At 61.3% G+C, this 15,347-nt stretch carries 6 protein-coding genes, 3 tRNA genes and 5 rRNA genes (1 of these 14 cut by a window edge); 10 read left to right on the top strand and 4 right to left on the bottom strand.

Features of this window, described 5'->3' with window-relative positions; all coding sequences use genetic code 11:
* From ABOZ73_RS15330 to rrf (ABOZ73_RS15365), 8 genes are all read left to right on the top strand, one after another.
* Positions 1-1,783 (top strand): 23S ribosomal RNA (locus ABOZ73_RS15330) (it extends 1,007 nt beyond the left edge of the window).
* A gap of 70 nt (positions 1,784-1,853) precedes the next feature.
* A 5S ribosomal RNA gene (gene rrf / locus ABOZ73_RS15335) occupies positions 1,854-1,968 on the top strand.
* Between the two features lie 65 nt (positions 1,969-2,033).
* Positions 2,034-2,110: transfer RNA gene (locus ABOZ73_RS15340), tRNA-Met, on the top strand.
* 870 nt (positions 2,111-2,980) lie between these two features.
* Positions 2,981-4,460: ribosomal RNA gene (locus ABOZ73_RS15345) — 16S ribosomal RNA — on the top strand.
* 163 nt (positions 4,461-4,623) lie between these two features.
* Positions 4,624-4,700: transfer RNA gene (locus tag ABOZ73_RS15350), tRNA-Ile, on the top strand.
* Between the two features lie 49 nt (positions 4,701-4,749).
* Positions 4,750-4,825, top strand: a tRNA-Ala gene (locus ABOZ73_RS15355).
* A 237-nt stretch (positions 4,826-5,062) separates the two neighbouring features.
* Positions 5,063-7,852 (top strand): 23S ribosomal RNA (locus ABOZ73_RS15360).
* Positions 7,853-7,922: 70 nt separating this feature from the next.
* Positions 7,923-8,037: ribosomal RNA gene (gene rrf / locus ABOZ73_RS15365) — 5S ribosomal RNA — on the top strand.
* The 16S, 23S and 5S rRNA genes sit together here with 3 tRNA genes alongside, the layout of an rRNA operon.
* A 123-nt stretch (positions 8,038-8,160) precedes the next feature.
* Here the strand turns inward: rrf (ABOZ73_RS15365) and nth are convergent.
* The 3 genes from nth to ABOZ73_RS15380 all read right to left on the bottom strand — a co-directional run bounded on the left by nth (position 8,161) and on the right by ABOZ73_RS15380 (position 10,861).
* On the bottom strand, positions 8,161-8,886 hold the full coding sequence (nth, locus tag ABOZ73_RS15370; protein ID WP_369058999.1) for an endonuclease III: 726 nt from the start codon (positions 8,884-8,886) through the stop codon (positions 8,161-8,163).
* Positions 8,887-8,962: 76 nt separating this feature from the next.
* On the bottom strand, positions 8,963-10,078 hold the full coding sequence (locus ABOZ73_RS15375; protein WP_369059000.1) for a serine hydrolase domain-containing protein: 1,116 nt from the start codon (positions 10,076-10,078) through the stop codon (positions 8,963-8,965).
* 288 nt (positions 10,079-10,366) lie between these two features.
* Entirely contained in the window at positions 10,367-10,861 is a 495-nt protein-coding gene (locus tag ABOZ73_RS15380) for a helix-turn-helix transcriptional regulator (protein WP_369059001.1), read from the bottom strand.
* 65 nt (positions 10,862-10,926) lie between these two features.
* On the opposite strand from ABOZ73_RS15380, the gene ABOZ73_RS15385 reads away from it, so the two are divergent.
* Positions 10,927-11,589, top strand: coding sequence for a FadR/GntR family transcriptional regulator (locus tag ABOZ73_RS15385; RefSeq protein WP_369059002.1), 663 nt, complete (start codon positions 10,927-10,929; stop codon positions 11,587-11,589).
* Here the strand turns inward: ABOZ73_RS15385 and ABOZ73_RS15390 are convergent.
* A complete protein-coding gene (locus ABOZ73_RS15390; RefSeq protein WP_369059003.1) occupies positions 11,586-12,134 on the bottom strand; it encodes a gluconokinase in 549 nt (182 codons plus the stop codon). The genes ABOZ73_RS15385 and ABOZ73_RS15390 overlap by 4 nt on opposite strands.
* A 158-nt stretch (positions 12,135-12,292) precedes the next feature.
* On the opposite strand from ABOZ73_RS15390, the gene ABOZ73_RS15395 reads away from it, so the two are divergent.
* Entirely contained in the window at positions 12,293-15,301 is a 3,009-nt protein-coding gene (locus ABOZ73_RS15395) for a glycosyl hydrolase family 28-related protein (RefSeq protein WP_369059004.1), read from the top strand.
* Positions 15,302-15,347: the final 46 nt, after the last annotated feature.

Genomic DNA, 15,347 nt, shown 5'->3' on the forward strand with positions numbered 1-15,347 from the left:
AAAGGGAAACAACCCTAACCATCATCTAAGGCCCCCAAGTCACGGCTAAGTGGGAAACGATGTGGGATTGCTTTGACAACCAGGATGTTGGCTTAGAAGCAGCCATCATTTAAAGAAAGCGTAACAGCTCACTGGTCAAGCGATCCTGCGCGGAAAATGTAACGGGGCTCAAGCCGTGCGCCGAAGGTATGGGTTTGCAGTTTACTGCAAGCGGTAGCGGAGCGTTCCGTAAGCCTGTGAAGGGAAGGCGTGAGCCTTCCTGGAGGTATCGGAAGTGAGAATGCTGACATGAGTAGCGATAAAGAGGGTGAGAGACCCTCTCGCCGAAAGACCAAGGGTTCCTGCGTAAAGCTAATCTGCGCAGGGTTAGCCGGCCCCTAAGGCGAGGCGGAAACGCGTAGTCGATGGGAACCAGGTGAATATTCCTGGGCCAGTTGGAAGTGACGGATGACGTAACTTGTCTGGGCTTATTGGATTGCTCCAGGCAGGGAAGTTGTCCCTGGAAATAACTCCAACAGAGACCGTACCCGAAACCGACACAGGTGGTCAGGTAGAGTATACCAAGGCGCTTGAGAGAACTATGCTGAAGGAACTCGGCAAATTGCACGCGTAACTTCGGGATAAGCGTGACTCTCTATTGGGCAACCAGCAGAGAGTGGCACAAGCCAGGGGGTAGCGACTGTTTATCAAAAACACAGGGCTCTGCGAAGCCGCAAGGCGACGTATAGGGTCTGACGCCTGCCCGGTGCCGGAAGGTTAAAAGGAGTGGTGCAAGCTGCGAATTGAAGCCCCGGTAAACGGCGGCCGTAACTATAACGGTCCTAAGGTAGCGAAATTCCTTGTCGGGTAAGTTCCGACCTGCACGAATGGCGTAACGACTTCCCCACTGTCTCCAGCATAGGCTCAGCGAAATTGAATTCCCCGTGAAGATGCGGGGTTCCCGCGGTCAGACGGAAAGACCCTATGAACCTTTACTGCAGCTTCGCCTTGGCGTTAGCAGCAACATGTGTAGGATAGGTGGGAGGCTATGAAACCGGGGCGCCAGTTCCGGTGGAGCCATCCTTGAAATACCACCCTTATTGTTGCTGACGTCTAACCGCGGTCCGTTATCCGGATCCGGGACATGGCGTGGCGGGCAGTTTGACTGGGGCGGTCGCCTCCCAAAGTGTAACGGAGGCGCGCGATGGTGGGCTCAGACCGGTCGGAAATCGGTCGTCGAGTGCAATGGCATAAGCCCGCCTGACTGCGAGACTGACAAGTCGAGCAGAGACGAAAGTCGGCCATAGTGATCCGGTGGTCCTGCGTGGAAGGGCCATCGCTCAACGGATAAAAGGTACTCTAGGGATAACAGGCTGATTTTGCCCAAGAGTCCATATCGACGGCAAAGTTTGGCACCTCGATGTCGGCTCATCACATCCTGGGGCTGGAGCAGGTCCCAAGGGTTCGGCTGTTCGCCGATTAAAGTGGTACGTGAGCTGGGTTCAGAACGTCGTGAGACAGTTTGGTCCCTATCTGCCGTGGGTGTACGAAGCTTGAGAGGATCTGTCCCTAGTACGAGAGGACCGGGATGGACACACCTCTGGTGGACCTGTCGTGGCGCCAGCCGCGCAGCAGGGTAGCTAAGTGTGGAATAGATAACCGCTGAAAGCATCTAAGCGGGAAACTAACCTCAAAACAAGGCTTCGCCGAGAGCCGTAGTAGACCACTACGTTGATAGGCCGGGTGTGGAAGCGTGGTGACACGTGTAGCTTACCGGTACTAATAGCTCGATCGGCTTGATCGTTCTTCAGTCAAACTCATGACTGTGCACTTCTGTATTACAGATAATGATGTCTTCGCATCTTCTCCGCTGACCTGGTGGCTATGCCGGGGGTTCCCCACCCGATCCCATTCCGAACTCGGTCGTTAAGTCCCCCAGGGCCAATGGTACTTCGTCTTAAGGCGCGGGAGAGTAGGTCGCCGCCAGGTCCGCCGAGAAGATGCACTCCTCAGATCCAATTCCTTCCTCTACGATACATCCCTACCGACTTCGCCGCGGGGTGGAGCAGCCCGGTAGCTCGTCAGGCTCATAACCTGAAGGTCACAGGTTCAAATCCTGTCCCCGCACCCAAGCTCAGCGCCGCTGGCCACCAGGCCGGCGGCGTTTTCAATTCTATGAGGTCCTGCTTCTGCGACATACGCGCCAGAGCAGGGGGCTTCCGCGACATTCCGTCGTCCAGCTGGACATCGGGTTGACGCGGACGGCGAGGTTCGGCTACAAGCCGCGCTCGCCGGGAAACGGCGGTCCCTTTCGAAGGGTTCGAGCTGAAAGGCTCTTGCAATCTTCGGGTTTGGGTCCTAGTTTCCACGGCCTCAATCGAACTCGCTTCGAACTCCTTAGGGGGAAGCCTAGAGCGTCCCCTGCGGAGTTGTTGTCGCTGAAATCCGGCTTTCGCTGGTTTTTGAAAAAGTCGGTTGATCTGGGTGCTTCTCTTCAGTAGAGAGCGCCTCCCTAATCGGGCCGGGAAGTTCTCGGTAAGATTAGGCGGAAGTAAATCGGGATTGAAAATGACCGGTTGACTTCCAGAAGGCTTCTCAATAGAGACGCCGCTCTCGCCGAAGTCGGGTTCGCCTGGCGGAGACGGGAAGTGAAGACCGGAAAATTCTTCGGAACTTTCGGTTGACACGAAAAACCGGGGCGGGTAGATAGCCGCCTCCGCCGACGCCGGGCGCTAAACGAGCGGGTCGCCAGACGGTGATCACGGTCTTTGACATTGTGGATATGGAAAGAGAAACGCAGGCGGCAGCGTCTTGCCGGACTGGTCTTCGGACTGGTCATTCGACGCTGACTGAATGCGGTCTCTTGAAGAAGACACCATGAATATCCGCTCCGGCTTCGGCTGGGGCGATGTGCATGGGAACTCGTCAAGATACTATGCAAACCAGATACGACGACCTGAGGTTTTCCCCTCGGGTCACTGTTCTGGAGTCAATGTCAACTCAACCTGAGAGTTTGATCCTGGCTCAGAGCGAACGCTGGCGGCAGGCCTAACACATGCAAGTCGAACGATCCTTCGGGATAGTGGCGGACGGGTGAGTAACACGTGGGAACGTGCCCTTTGGTTCGGAATAACTCAGGGAAACTTGAGCTAATACCGGATGTGCCCTTCGGGGGAAAGATTTATCGCCATTGGAGCGGCCCGCGTTGGATTAGCTAGTTGGTGGGGTAAAGGCCCACCAAGGCTACGATCCATAGCTGGTCTGAGAGGATGATCAGCCACACTGGGACTGAGACACGGCCCAAACTCCTACGGGAGGCAGCAGTGGGGAATCTTGCGCAATGGGCGAAAGCCTGACGCAGCCATGCCGCGTGAATGATGAAGGTCTTAGGATTGTAAAATTCTTTCACCGGGGACGATAATGACGGTACCCGGAGAAGAAGCCCCGGCTAACTTCGTGCCAGCAGCCGCGGTAATACGAAGGGGGCTAGCGTTGCTCGGAATTACTGGGCGTAAAGGGAGCGTAGGCGGACTGTTTAGTCAGAGGTGAAAGCCCAGGGCTCAACCTTGGAATTGCCTTTGATACTGGCAGTCTTGAGTACGGAAGAGGTATGTGGAACTCCGAGTGTAGAGGTGAAATTCGTAGATATTCGGAAGAACACCAGTGGCGAAGGCGACATACTGGTCCGTTACTGACGCTGAGGCTCGAAAGCGTGGGGAGCAAACAGGATTAGATACCCTGGTAGTCCACGCCGTAAACGATGAGTGCTAGTTGTCGGCATGCATGCATGTCGGTGACGCAGCTAACGCATTAAGCACTCCGCCTGGGGAGTACGGTCGCAAGATTAAAACTCAAAGGAATTGACGGGGGCCCGCACAAGCGGTGGAGCATGTGGTTTAATTCGAAGCAACGCGCAGAACCTTACCACCTTTTGACATGCCTGGACCGCTGCAGAGATGCAGCTTTCCCTTCGGGGACTAGGACACAGGTGCTGCATGGCTGTCGTCAGCTCGTGTCGTGAGATGTTGGGTTAAGTCCCGCAACGAGCGCAACCCTCGCTGTTAGTTGCCATCATTTAGTTGGGCACTCTAACAGTACTGCCGGAGTTAATCCGGAGGAAGGCGGGGATGACGTCAAGTCCTCATGGCCCTTACAGGGTGGGCTACACACGTGCTACAATGGCGACTACAGAGGGCTGCAACCCAGCGATGGTGAGCCAATCCCTAAAAGTCGTCTCAGTTCGGATTGCACTCTGCAACTCGAGTGCATGAAGTTGGAATCGCTAGTAATCGCGGATCAGCATGCCGCGGTGAATACGTTCCCGGGCCTTGTACACACCGCCCGTCACACCATGGGAGTTGGTTCTACCCGAAGGCGCTGTGCTAACCGCAAGGAGGCAGGCGACCACGGTAGGGTCAGCGACTGGGGTGAAGTCGTAACAAGGTAGCCGTAGGGGAACCTGCGGCTGGATCACCTCCTTTCTAAGGATGTTCCTCCAGGTCTCACGGCCTATTGGAACGTCTAAATCATACAGGTGGCGGGTCGCTGCCGTCTTCGTTTCTCTTTCCACTCACCGAGGCCGCGAGGTCATCGGTGCGATCGCGCGCCCAGGGATGGTTCGTCCATCTTGAGCGGGGGCCGTATAGGCCTGTAGCTCAGGTGGTTAGAGCGTACGCCTGATAAGCGTAAGGTCGGCAGTTCGAGTCTGCCCAGGCCTACCAACCCCTGAACGGACGGATCGACGAGCTCTCCTGAGGCGCTTCCAGTAATGGGGCCATAGCTCAGTTGGTAGAGCGCCTGCTTTGCAAGCAGGATGTCGTCGGTTCGAATCCGTCTGGCTCCACCACTGCCCTTCATCCGGAAGGGCGTGGGCGATCGGAAAGATACAAGTTTGCAGTCCGGCCTGGCCGGCGCTGCGAAGTGACATCGTAAAGGAAGGATTCCTCCGCCGCGTACCCCGCGGTTCAAGGATGGATCTGAGAAGACATCATTGTCTGACAAATACAAAGCGCATGTGTGGCGCGGTTCGGTCTCCCCTAGAGGCTGATCCGCATTCAACCCACTCATGAGTTTTGCTGAGAACGATCAAGCGCATAAGGGCTTCTGACGGATGCCTTGGCATTGAGAGGCGATGAAGGACGTGGCACGCTGCGATAAGATGCGGGGAGGCGCGAGCACCCTTTGATCCGCATATTTCCGAATGGGGAAACCCACCTTTACAGTCTTCCAATTCATTCTCGGCTTCGGCCGGGCATGGGTTTGGTGGATTGTTCAAAGGTATAATGATCTGAATACATAGGGTCATTAAGCAAACCCGGGGAACTGAAACATCTCAGTACCCGGAGGAAAGGACATCAACCGAGACTCCCGTAGTAGTGGCGAGCGAACCGGGACCAGGCCAGTGCTGTCGTGAAATAAAGCCGAAGGACTTGGAAAGGTCCGCCATAGTGGGTGATAGCCCCGTAGGCGTCAAATAGCGACAGACTCGAGTAGGGCGGGACACGTGAAATCCTGTCTGAACATGGGGGGACCACCCTCCAAGCCTAAGTACTCCTCAATGACCGATAGTGAACAAGTACCGTGAGGGAAAGGTGAAAAGCACCCCGACAAGGGGAGTGAAACAGATCCTGAAATCGGAAGCCTACAAGCAGTCGGAGCCACCGCGCGTGGTGACGGCGTACCTTTTGTATAATGGGTCAGCGACTTCATGTGCCGTGCAAGCTTAAGCCGTTAGGTGTAGGCGCAGCGAAAGCGAGTCTGAATAGGGCGAATAAGTACGTCGCATGACGACCCGAAACCAGGTGATCTATCCATGAGCAGGTTGAAGGTAAGGTAACACTTACTGGAGGACCGAACCCGTGAATGTTGAAAAATTCTGGGATGACTTGTGGATAGGGGTGAAAGGCCAATCAAACCTGGACATAGCTGGTTCTCCGCGAAAACTATTTAGGTAGTGCCTCAGACGAATTCCTCGGGGGGTAGAGCACTGGATGGATGCGGGCGGCGCGAGCTGTACCAATTCTAACCAAACTCCGAATACCCGAGAGAACTATCTGGGAGACACACGGCGGGTGCTAACGTCCGTCGTGAAAAGGGAAACAACCCTAACCATCATCTAAGGCCCCCAAGTCACGGCTAAGTGGGAAACGATGTGGGATTGCTTTGACAACCAGGATGTTGGCTTAGAAGCAGCCATCATTTAAAGAAAGCGTAACAGCTCACTGGTCAAGCGATCCTGCGCGGAAAATGTAACGGGGCTCAAGCCGTGCGCCGAAGGTATGGGTTTGCAGTTTACTGCAAGCGGTAGCGGAGCGTTCCGTAAGCCTGTGAAGGGAAGGCGTGAGCCTTCCTGGAGGTATCGGAAGTGAGAATGCTGACATGAGTAGCGATAAAGAGGGTGAGAGACCCTCTCGCCGAAAGACCAAGGGTTCCTGCGTAAAGCTAATCTGCGCAGGGTTAGCCGGCCCCTAAGGCGAGGCGGAAACGCGTAGTCGATGGGAACCAGGTGAATATTCCTGGGCCAGTTGGAAGTGACGGATGACGTAACTTGTCTGGGCTTATTGGATTGCTCCAGGCAGGGAAGTTGTCCCTGGAAATAACTCCAACAGAGACCGTACCCGAAACCGACACAGGTGGTCAGGTAGAGTATACCAAGGCGCTTGAGAGAACTATGCTGAAGGAACTCGGCAAATTGCACGCGTAACTTCGGGATAAGCGTGACTCTCTATTGGGCAACCAGCAGAGAGTGGCACAAGCCAGGGGGTAGCGACTGTTTATCAAAAACACAGGGCTCTGCGAAGCCGCAAGGCGACGTATAGGGTCTGACGCCTGCCCGGTGCCGGAAGGTTAAAAGGAGTGGTGCAAGCTGCGAATTGAAGCCCCGGTAAACGGCGGCCGTAACTATAACGGTCCTAAGGTAGCGAAATTCCTTGTCGGGTAAGTTCCGACCTGCACGAATGGCGTAACGACTTCCCCACTGTCTCCAGCATAGGCTCAGCGAAATTGAATTCCCCGTGAAGATGCGGGGTTCCCGCGGTCAGACGGAAAGACCCTATGAACCTTTACTGCAGCTTCGCCTTGGCGTTAGCAGCAACATGTGTAGGATAGGTGGGAGGCTATGAAACCGGGGCGCCAGTTCCGGTGGAGCCATCCTTGAAATACCACCCTTATTGTTGCTGACGTCTAACCGCGGTCCGTTATCCGGATCCGGGACATGGCGTGGCGGGCAGTTTGACTGGGGCGGTCGCCTCCCAAAGTGTAACGGAGGCGCGCGATGGTGGGCTCAGACCGGTCGGAAATCGGTCGTCGAGTGCAATGGCATAAGCCCGCCTGACTGCGAGACTGACAAGTCGAGCAGAGACGAAAGTCGGCCATAGTGATCCGGTGGTCCTGCGTGGAAGGGCCATCGCTCAACGGATAAAAGGTACTCTAGGGATAACAGGCTGATTTTGCCCAAGAGTCCATATCGACGGCAAAGTTTGGCACCTCGATGTCGGCTCATCACATCCTGGGGCTGGAGCAGGTCCCAAGGGTTCGGCTGTTCGCCGATTAAAGTGGTACGTGAGCTGGGTTCAGAACGTCGTGAGACAGTTTGGTCCCTATCTGCCGTGGGTGTACGAAGCTTGAGAGGATCTGTCCCTAGTACGAGAGGACCGGGATGGACACACCTCTGGTGGACCTGTCGTGGCGCCAGCCGCGCAGCAGGGTAGCTAAGTGTGGAATAGATAACCGCTGAAAGCATCTAAGCGGGAAACTAACCTCAAAACAAGGCTTCGCCGAGAGCCGTAGTAGACCACTACGTTGATAGGCCGGGTGTGGAAGCGTGGTGACACGTGTAGCTTACCGGTACTAATAGCTCGATCGGCTTGATCGTTCTTCAGTCAAACTCATGACTGTGCACTTCTGTATTACAGATAATGATGTCTTCGCATCTTCTCCGCTGACCTGGTGGCTATGCCGGGGGTTCCCCACCCGATCCCATTCCGAACTCGGTCGTTAAGTCCCCCAGGGCCAATGGTACTTCGTCTTAAGGCGCGGGAGAGTAGGTCGCCGCCAGGTCCGCCGAGAAGATGCACTCCTCAGATCCAATTCCTTCCTCTACGGTCCTAATCGGCAAAACCCCCGACGTTCGCGTCGGGGGTTTTGTCGTTCTGGGCTCTTCCTTCGCCATCGGCCCTTTGCTCATCGACGGGGAGCGAAGGTCAGCACATCGCCGCCGGCGGCCTCGATCCTGGGGCAGGTCTCCTTCAAGGGACAGGCGCCGCAGCGCGGCCGCGCTTGGGTGCAGAAGGTCTGGCCCAGACGCTTGATCAGGCAATGCAGCTCGAACAGGTCCTCGGCGTCCCAGGCCTCGGGCATCTGGTTCATCAGGGCGTTGTAGGCGGCCTGGGTCTCGCCGCGGCACGGCGCCAGCCCCACGCGACGGGCGACGCGATGGACGTGGGTGTCGACCACCAGGGCCCGCATGTTGAGTTGGCTGAAGTTCAGCACGCAGGCGGCCGTCCTGGGGCCCACGGCAGGCAGAGCCTTCAACCAGGCCATGGCGCCCTCCACAGACTCCCTTGCGAGGAAGTCGAGCTCCAGCGCTCCGCGGCGATGTTTGAGCATGCGCAGGAGCACCGGCAACCGACGGGCCTTGGCTTCCGGAAAGGTGGTCGGCGACAGGATGCTCTCCAGCTCGGCGCCAGGGGCGAGGCTCAAGGCCTCCCAGTCGCCGCCATACTGGGTGCGCAGCCGAAAGAAGGCGTTCCAGGAGACCTCGTCATAGGCGCGCCCGCTAATCGCCGACTTCACCAGCTGCGAGACCGGATCCATCCGGGCGACGCTGATCTGCGGGCCGTAGATCGCCACAAGCGAGCGGCGGATGTCGGGGAGCGGGGAGGCCCCAAAGTCGAAGGATCTCTGCATCCGCCGAGTATGGAACGAAACGAGAACGCAAGCGAGCCCGGTTCGCCGGGCGAGCCGTCCTATCGTGCGCGCAGTGCTAGCCGGGATAACCAGGTCCATAGACGGCCTGGCGGAAATCATGGTGCAGGGCGCCGTCGAAGGGGATGCGCTGAACCATGAACACCGCCGCCAGGTCATTGACGGGATCCACCCAGAACAGGGTCGAGGCATAGCCGTCCCAGAAGAACTCGCCCACCTCGCCGCGATTTTCTTCCTCCGTGGCCGGCGGCGCGGTTCGAACGGCGAAGTCGAAGCCAAAGCCCACCGATCCCTTGCTGGGCAGGAAGTGGCGCCAAGCGATCGCCGGGTCGAGCTGATCGCTGGCCATCAGGCGGATGGTCGAGGCCTTCAAGACGCGGGCGCCGTCCAGTTGGCCGCCCGCAAGGAGCATCCGGCAAAAGCGCATGTAGTCGTCGATCGAGGAGACCAGGCCGGCCCCGCCCATGGTCAGGCGGCGAGAAGGGGAGAAGTTGTTGGCGCGCGTCTGCGCGTCGGGCTGGCGCACGAGGTCGCCGGCCTGGCCGCCCGCATAGACCGCCGCGAGGCGATCCAGGTGGCTGGCCGGCTGGGTCCAGCCGGTTTCCACCATCTTCAGGGGCTCAAGTACGTTTCGGCGCACATGAAGCTCGAACGGGGCGCCCGCGAGGGTCTCGACCAGCAGGGCCTGAACGTCGACCGCGGCGCTATAACTCCAGATCGCGCCCGGTTCGGCGATTAGGGGAATTTCCGCCAGGCGGCGGCCCGCCTCGGCCAGATCGTTGGCGGGATTGAGGGGATCCGCACGTCTATAGGCGTGGTCCGCGGCGGTCTCGCCCGTCCCATAGGAGAGGCCGGCGGTGTGGCGCAACAGGTCGCGCACCAGGATCGGCCGGGCCGCGGCGCTCAAGGCGCCGGCGCCGCGATCCACCTGCATCCGCGCGAACCGCCGCAGGTGGCGCGAGAGGGGATCGTCCAGCCTGAACCGCCCCTGCTCCCAAAGCTGCATCAGGGCCACGCCGGTGACTGGCTTGGTCATGGAATAGATCTGGAAGAGCGTGCGTCGATCCATGGGGCGGCGAGCCTCGCGGTCGGCGAAGCCGGCTGCGTGGAAGTAGCGCTCGCGGCCGTGTTGCCAGATCAGGGCCGACACGCCCGCGGCGCGGCCGTTGGACACCATCTGCTGGAGCGAAGAGTTCGATCCTGCGAGGATCGAGTTCGAGCGCCTTTGCGCGCTGGGCGGGGTGGGCGGCGGCCCTCGAGGTCGCCGGCGCCGCGCCCGCCAGCCAAAGCGCGGCGGCGGCGCGCAGAACATCGCGACGGTCCGATCCGCGGGCGGCGGTGTGGATCATGGCGGCTTCCTTAGGCGACCGGGCTCACAAGCCTGCTTGGTTCGCCCGATCGCGCTTGTCGATGAATGGGCGTATGGCGGCGCTGTCAGCGGGGGAGGGCCGCTGGCGGCGCCCTATCGAGCCGCCGAGCGAGATGTGTCGACCAGGGCCTGGGCCGCCAGCGCGGCCTGAGTTCGGTTGTGCACGTTGAGCTTTCGCATCAGCGCGGTCATGTGCGCCTTCACCGTGGCCTCGGCGATGCCCAGGTCGAAGGCGATCTGCTTGTTGAGCAATCCAAGATTGACGCCTTCCAGCACCTTCATCTGGGTTGGCGTAAGGCCGCCAAGCGCCGCCGACAGATTGCGATCGGCAACACGGATTTCCGTTGTCGTCATCCCTGAACCCTCTTGCTTCGTCCCTGCGCGGCGGGCTGCGGCCCGCGCGGCGCCTGATTTTGTAGGGCCGATCTTGGTCGGCAATTCAGGTCGCGGTTCGGATGTTACCGTTATCTGTCGGACTAATTCAACCGATTTCGGCGATGTTAGCGTGAACATGGCCCCAATACGCATATCGGCCTGAAAGCTGTCATACAGGTTCGTGGTGTGGCGCGGCTTATCGGGCTTTGCCATGCGGTGCGAACCGTCGGATGCTTGGGGGCGACGACAGTGGGAGGCGATGGATGAGCGAAGGCCGTTTGGCCGACCGGGCCTATACGGGCATCGTCGAGATGATCAACGCCGATGGCCTGCGGGTGGGCGATCGCCTGCCGTCTGAGGCGCGGCTGGCCGAGGTGTTCGGGATGTCGCGCACCGTCGTGCGCGAAGCCCTGGTCAGGCTGGCCGCCGACGGGATCACCGAGGCGCGGCGCGGCGCCGGCTCGTTCGTCAAGAACCGGCCGTCCGACAGGCTTGGCGCCTACATGCCGCTATCGGAATTGCCGTCGACCATGGGCAGCTACGAGGTTCGCTTCGTGCTCGAGGCGGAGGCGGCGCGCCTGGCCGCGGTCCGGCGCTCGACCGAGGAGATGGCCGACATCGAAAGCGCGCTCCAGAAGCTGCGCGAGGCCCTGCTATCGAGCGCGCCGGCCCATTCCGAGGACATGGAGTTGCATCGGCGCATCGTGCTGGCCACCGCCAACCCGGCGTTCCTGGTCGCGTTCGAGGCGCTCGAGGCCGACGTCGACAGGATCATGCGCGCCGGGGTCGACATCTCGCGATCGCGCCCGCCGGAGGCGATCTCCGAGATGATGCGCGAGCACGAGATGATCGTGGAGGCGATCCGCGCCCAGGATGGCGACAGCGCGGCCCTTGCCATGCGTTGGCATCTGTCGCGCGGGCGAAAGCGTCTGATGCCCTAGGCGGGCCAGGCGGCCCGCTCGAGCCAGGCGCGGGTCATCTCGCATAGCCGCTCCGGCGGGACAGCGGCGTCGAGCGTGAACACCCCTTCGTCCTCATGGGGACGCTCGAGCGTGGACAACTGACTGTCGAGCAGGCTTGCGGGCATGTAATGGCCTAAGCGCCCGGCAAGGCGGCGAACAAGTTCGTCGTGGCCGGCGTCCAGCAGAACGAACCTTATGGGCGTGGGGGCGACGGCGGCGCGCAGCCGCTCGCGGTAGCTGCGCCTCAGGGCCGAGCAGGCCGCCACCACGGCGCCTCGCGACGCGAGGGCTTGGGCCACAGCCTCGCCCAATCGATCAAGCCAAGGCCAGCGGTCCTCGTCGTCGAGCGGCTGGCCGGCGCGCATCTTGGCGACCGCGTCGGCGGCGTGGAAATCGTCGCCTTCCAGGAAGGGGCAGTCGAGCTGGCGGGCCAGCAGCCCGCCTAGCGTCGACTTTCCGCTGCCGCTCACGCCCATGGCGATGACGACGAGCGCGGCGGAGCCTGCGTGAGGTGGCGGCGGCAAGCGACGTCCCCGATTGTCTACGACGCGCCGCACGACCGGCGCCAAGGGTGGCCTTGGGTTCTAGCGGCGCCCCGCCCCAGCGTAACTACGACCATGGTCGAGGATGGTCGAGCCGGCCCGTCGCCTTATCACTAGACGCGAACCGGTTGGGGAGCGGCATGAAAGCGGTCCTGTTGTCCTTGGTCCTGGCGCTCGCCACGCCCACGCTCGCCATGGCCGGCCCGTCGGTCCTGCCAGCGGCTCCGGACGATCCGCGCGCGATCGTCGTCAAGGCCGTGGGAGACGGCCGCGCCGACGACACCGAGGCGGTCCAGCAAGCCATCGATGCGGCGCGCGACAAGACGGGCCATGGCCTGGTCTTCCTGCCCTCGGGTCGTTATCGCCTCACCCGCAGCATCCTGGTCCCTCCTGGCGTGCGGATGCTGGGCGTCGGCCAGACGCGACCGGTCTTCGTGCTGGGGGACAACACCCCTGGGTTCCAAGAAGGGGTCGCCACGATGATCGTGTTCACCGGCGGCGACCAGTACGCCGTCGGCGACATTCCCGTGCCTGTGCCCACGGCGCGGCCGACCGGGGTCAAGGTTCGAGACGCCAACTCCGGGACCTTCTATTCGTCGATGGCGAACATCGACATCGAGATCGGCGCGGGCAATCCGGCCGCCGCGGGCGTGCGCTTCCGCATGGCCCAGCACGCGTTCCTGCGCCACATGGAGTTTCGCACGGGCTCGGGCTTCGCCGGTGTCTATCAGGCCGGCAACATCATGGAGGATGTCCACTTCCGGGGCGGCCGTTACGGCATCGTCACCGAGAAAACCTCGCCAGCGTGGCAATTCACGCTCGTGGATTCCACCTTCGACGGCCAGCGGGACGCGGCGATCCGTGAGCACGAGGTTGACCTGACCCTCGTCAACGTGGCGATCGCGAACACCCCGGTCGGGATCGAGATCGACGAGGGCTATAGCGACAGCCTGTGGGGCAAGAACGTCCGGTTCGAGAATGTCTCCAGGGCCGGCGTCGTCATCTCCGCCGAGGAAAGCGTCTTCACCCAGGTCGGGTTCGACAACGCGGTTGCGACCAACACCCCCGTGTTCGCGCGCTTGCGCGACAGCGACAAGGCGATCGCGGGCAGGGGGGAGGCCTATCGCGTCAAGTCGTTCACCCGTGGCCTCACCGTGCCGGGGCTCGGCCATGTGGGTGAGATCAAAACGCTATCGGACATCGCGCCGCTGGCCGGGCCGCGGACGCCCACGCCGCCTGCGCTGCGGTCCCTGCCGCCCATGGCCGAGTGGGTCAACGTCAAGACCCTGGGCGTCGTGGGCGACTGGGAGGCGGATGACACGCAGGCCCTGCAAAAGGCGATCGACACCCACCGCGTGCTCTATCTGCCGATCGGCTTCTACAAGGTCACCGACACGCTGAAGCTGCGGCCGGACAGCGTCCTGATCGGCCTCCATCCCGCGCTGACCCAGCTCGTCATTCCAGACGACAATCCTCGCCATGCCGGGGTGGGGCCGGTGGCGCCGATCCTTGAGACCCCGCGAGGGGGCGACAATATCGTGTCGGGGATCGGGCTCTTCACAGGTCGGACAAATCCACGGGCCTCGGCGCTGCTCTGGCGTTCGGGAGCCAGGTCTCTGGTCACCGACGTCAAGATCATGGGCGGCGGCGGAACGCCCACGGCCGACGGAAAACCCCTGGGCTCGGCCCAGGCGCGTAGCGGCGATCCGGTGGCCGACGGACGCTGGGATGCGCAGTACCCCAGCATCTGGGTGACCGACGGCGGTGGCGGCGCCTTCGCCAACGTATGGAGCCCCAACACCTTCGCCTCGGCCGGCTTCTACATCTCCGACACAAGCACCCCGGGCTTCGTCTACCAGGTTTCGGTCGAGCACCATGCGCGCAACGAGTTCGTGTTGGACAACGTCCAAAACTGGGAGTTCCTCGCGCCCCAGACCGAACAGGAGGTCGGCGACGGCCCCGATGCGGTGTCGCTGGAGGTGCGCAACTCGCGCAACATCCTGTTCGCCAACTATCATGGCTATCGGGTCACGCGTTCGTACCATCCGGCCGAGACGGCGGTGAAGCTGTTCAACTCGTCCGACATCCGGTTCCGCAACGTGCATATCAACGCCGAAAGCGGCATCGCCCTTTGCGATTCGATCGGTTGCGGCACCTATCTGCGCGCCAGCAAGTTCCCCTTCGAGAACGCCATCCAGGACAAGACCCGCAAGCTTGAGGTGCGCGAGCGCGAGTTCGCTGTCCTCGACGTCCCCGGCGCGGCGCCGCCAGCGGTCGCCGCCAAGAGCCCCCGCGTCGAGAAGCTGGAGGGAGGGTTCTTCTCCATCTCCGGCGCCGCCACGGCTCCGGATGGGACGCTGTACTTCGTCGAGAAGCGCTTCCAGCGGATCTGGCGGTGGACCAAGGGGCGCGGCCTGGAGATCGTGCGCGATGAATCCCTCGACCCCGTGAACCTGGCGGTCGACCGTTCGGGCAAGCTGCTGGTGCTGTCCTCCTACGGCGCGCGGGCCTCGGTCTATTCCATCGATCCGGCTGGCCCCAAGGATCGGTTGACCGTGATCGAGCCGACGCCGTCGGCGGCCCGTACGGGGAGCAGGACCCTGCTGCCGGTCAACTGGTGGAACAACGGCGAGTTTCGTGACCAGTACGACCCGGCGACAGACCGGTTCACGACACTCGCGCAGATGTTCGCCCGGGATGTCGCGACGCCCAAGGCGCAGGAGTACGTCTCTCCCGATGGCAGTCTCGCCTTGCCGGCGTTCAGGGTCTGGCAGCAGGGTGCTCCCGACCACGTGGGCTGGCGCTGGGCCGACAGCCTGCAGGCCCACGGCCTGATCGGCGCGGCGCTGGGCGAGCGGGTGTTCGTCACCAACGGATCGGAGAACAAGACCTACAGCGCCACGGTTGGCGCCGGCGGGACGCTCACCGACCTGAAGGTTTTCGCCAACAGGGGCGGCGAGAGTGTCGCGGTCGACCGTCGGGGGCGGGTGTTCGTCGCCAACGGCCAGATCTTCCAGTACGGGCCGGACGGCCGCCTGGCCGCACGCATCGACGTGCCGGAGCGGCCGCTGCAACTGATCTTCGGCGGCGAAGGCGACAAGACCCTCTTCGTGCTGACCCATCATTCGCTCTACGCCGTGACGCCTTGATGGGCGGCGTGCGGCTGTCGACGATCCCAAGCGGCTGGTCCGCGCC

The organism is Caulobacter sp. 73W (assembly GCF_041021955.1).
Lineage (GTDB): Bacteria > Pseudomonadota > Alphaproteobacteria > Caulobacterales > Caulobacteraceae > Caulobacter.

What these genes read in the sequence shown, in the direction of transcription:
- nth (WP_369058999.1), bottom strand. Translation starts at nt 8,886, where the DNA reads ATGCAGAGATCCTTCGACTTTGGGGCCTCCCCGCTCCCCGACATCCGC.
- ABOZ73_RS15380 (WP_369059001.1), bottom strand. Translation starts at nt 10,861, where the DNA reads ATGGCAAAGCCCGATAAGCCGCGCCACACCACGAACCTGTATGACAGC.
- ABOZ73_RS15395 (WP_369059004.1), top strand. Translation starts at nt 12,293, where the DNA reads ATGAAAGCGGTCCTGTTGTCCTTGGTCCTGGCGCTCGCCACGCCCACG.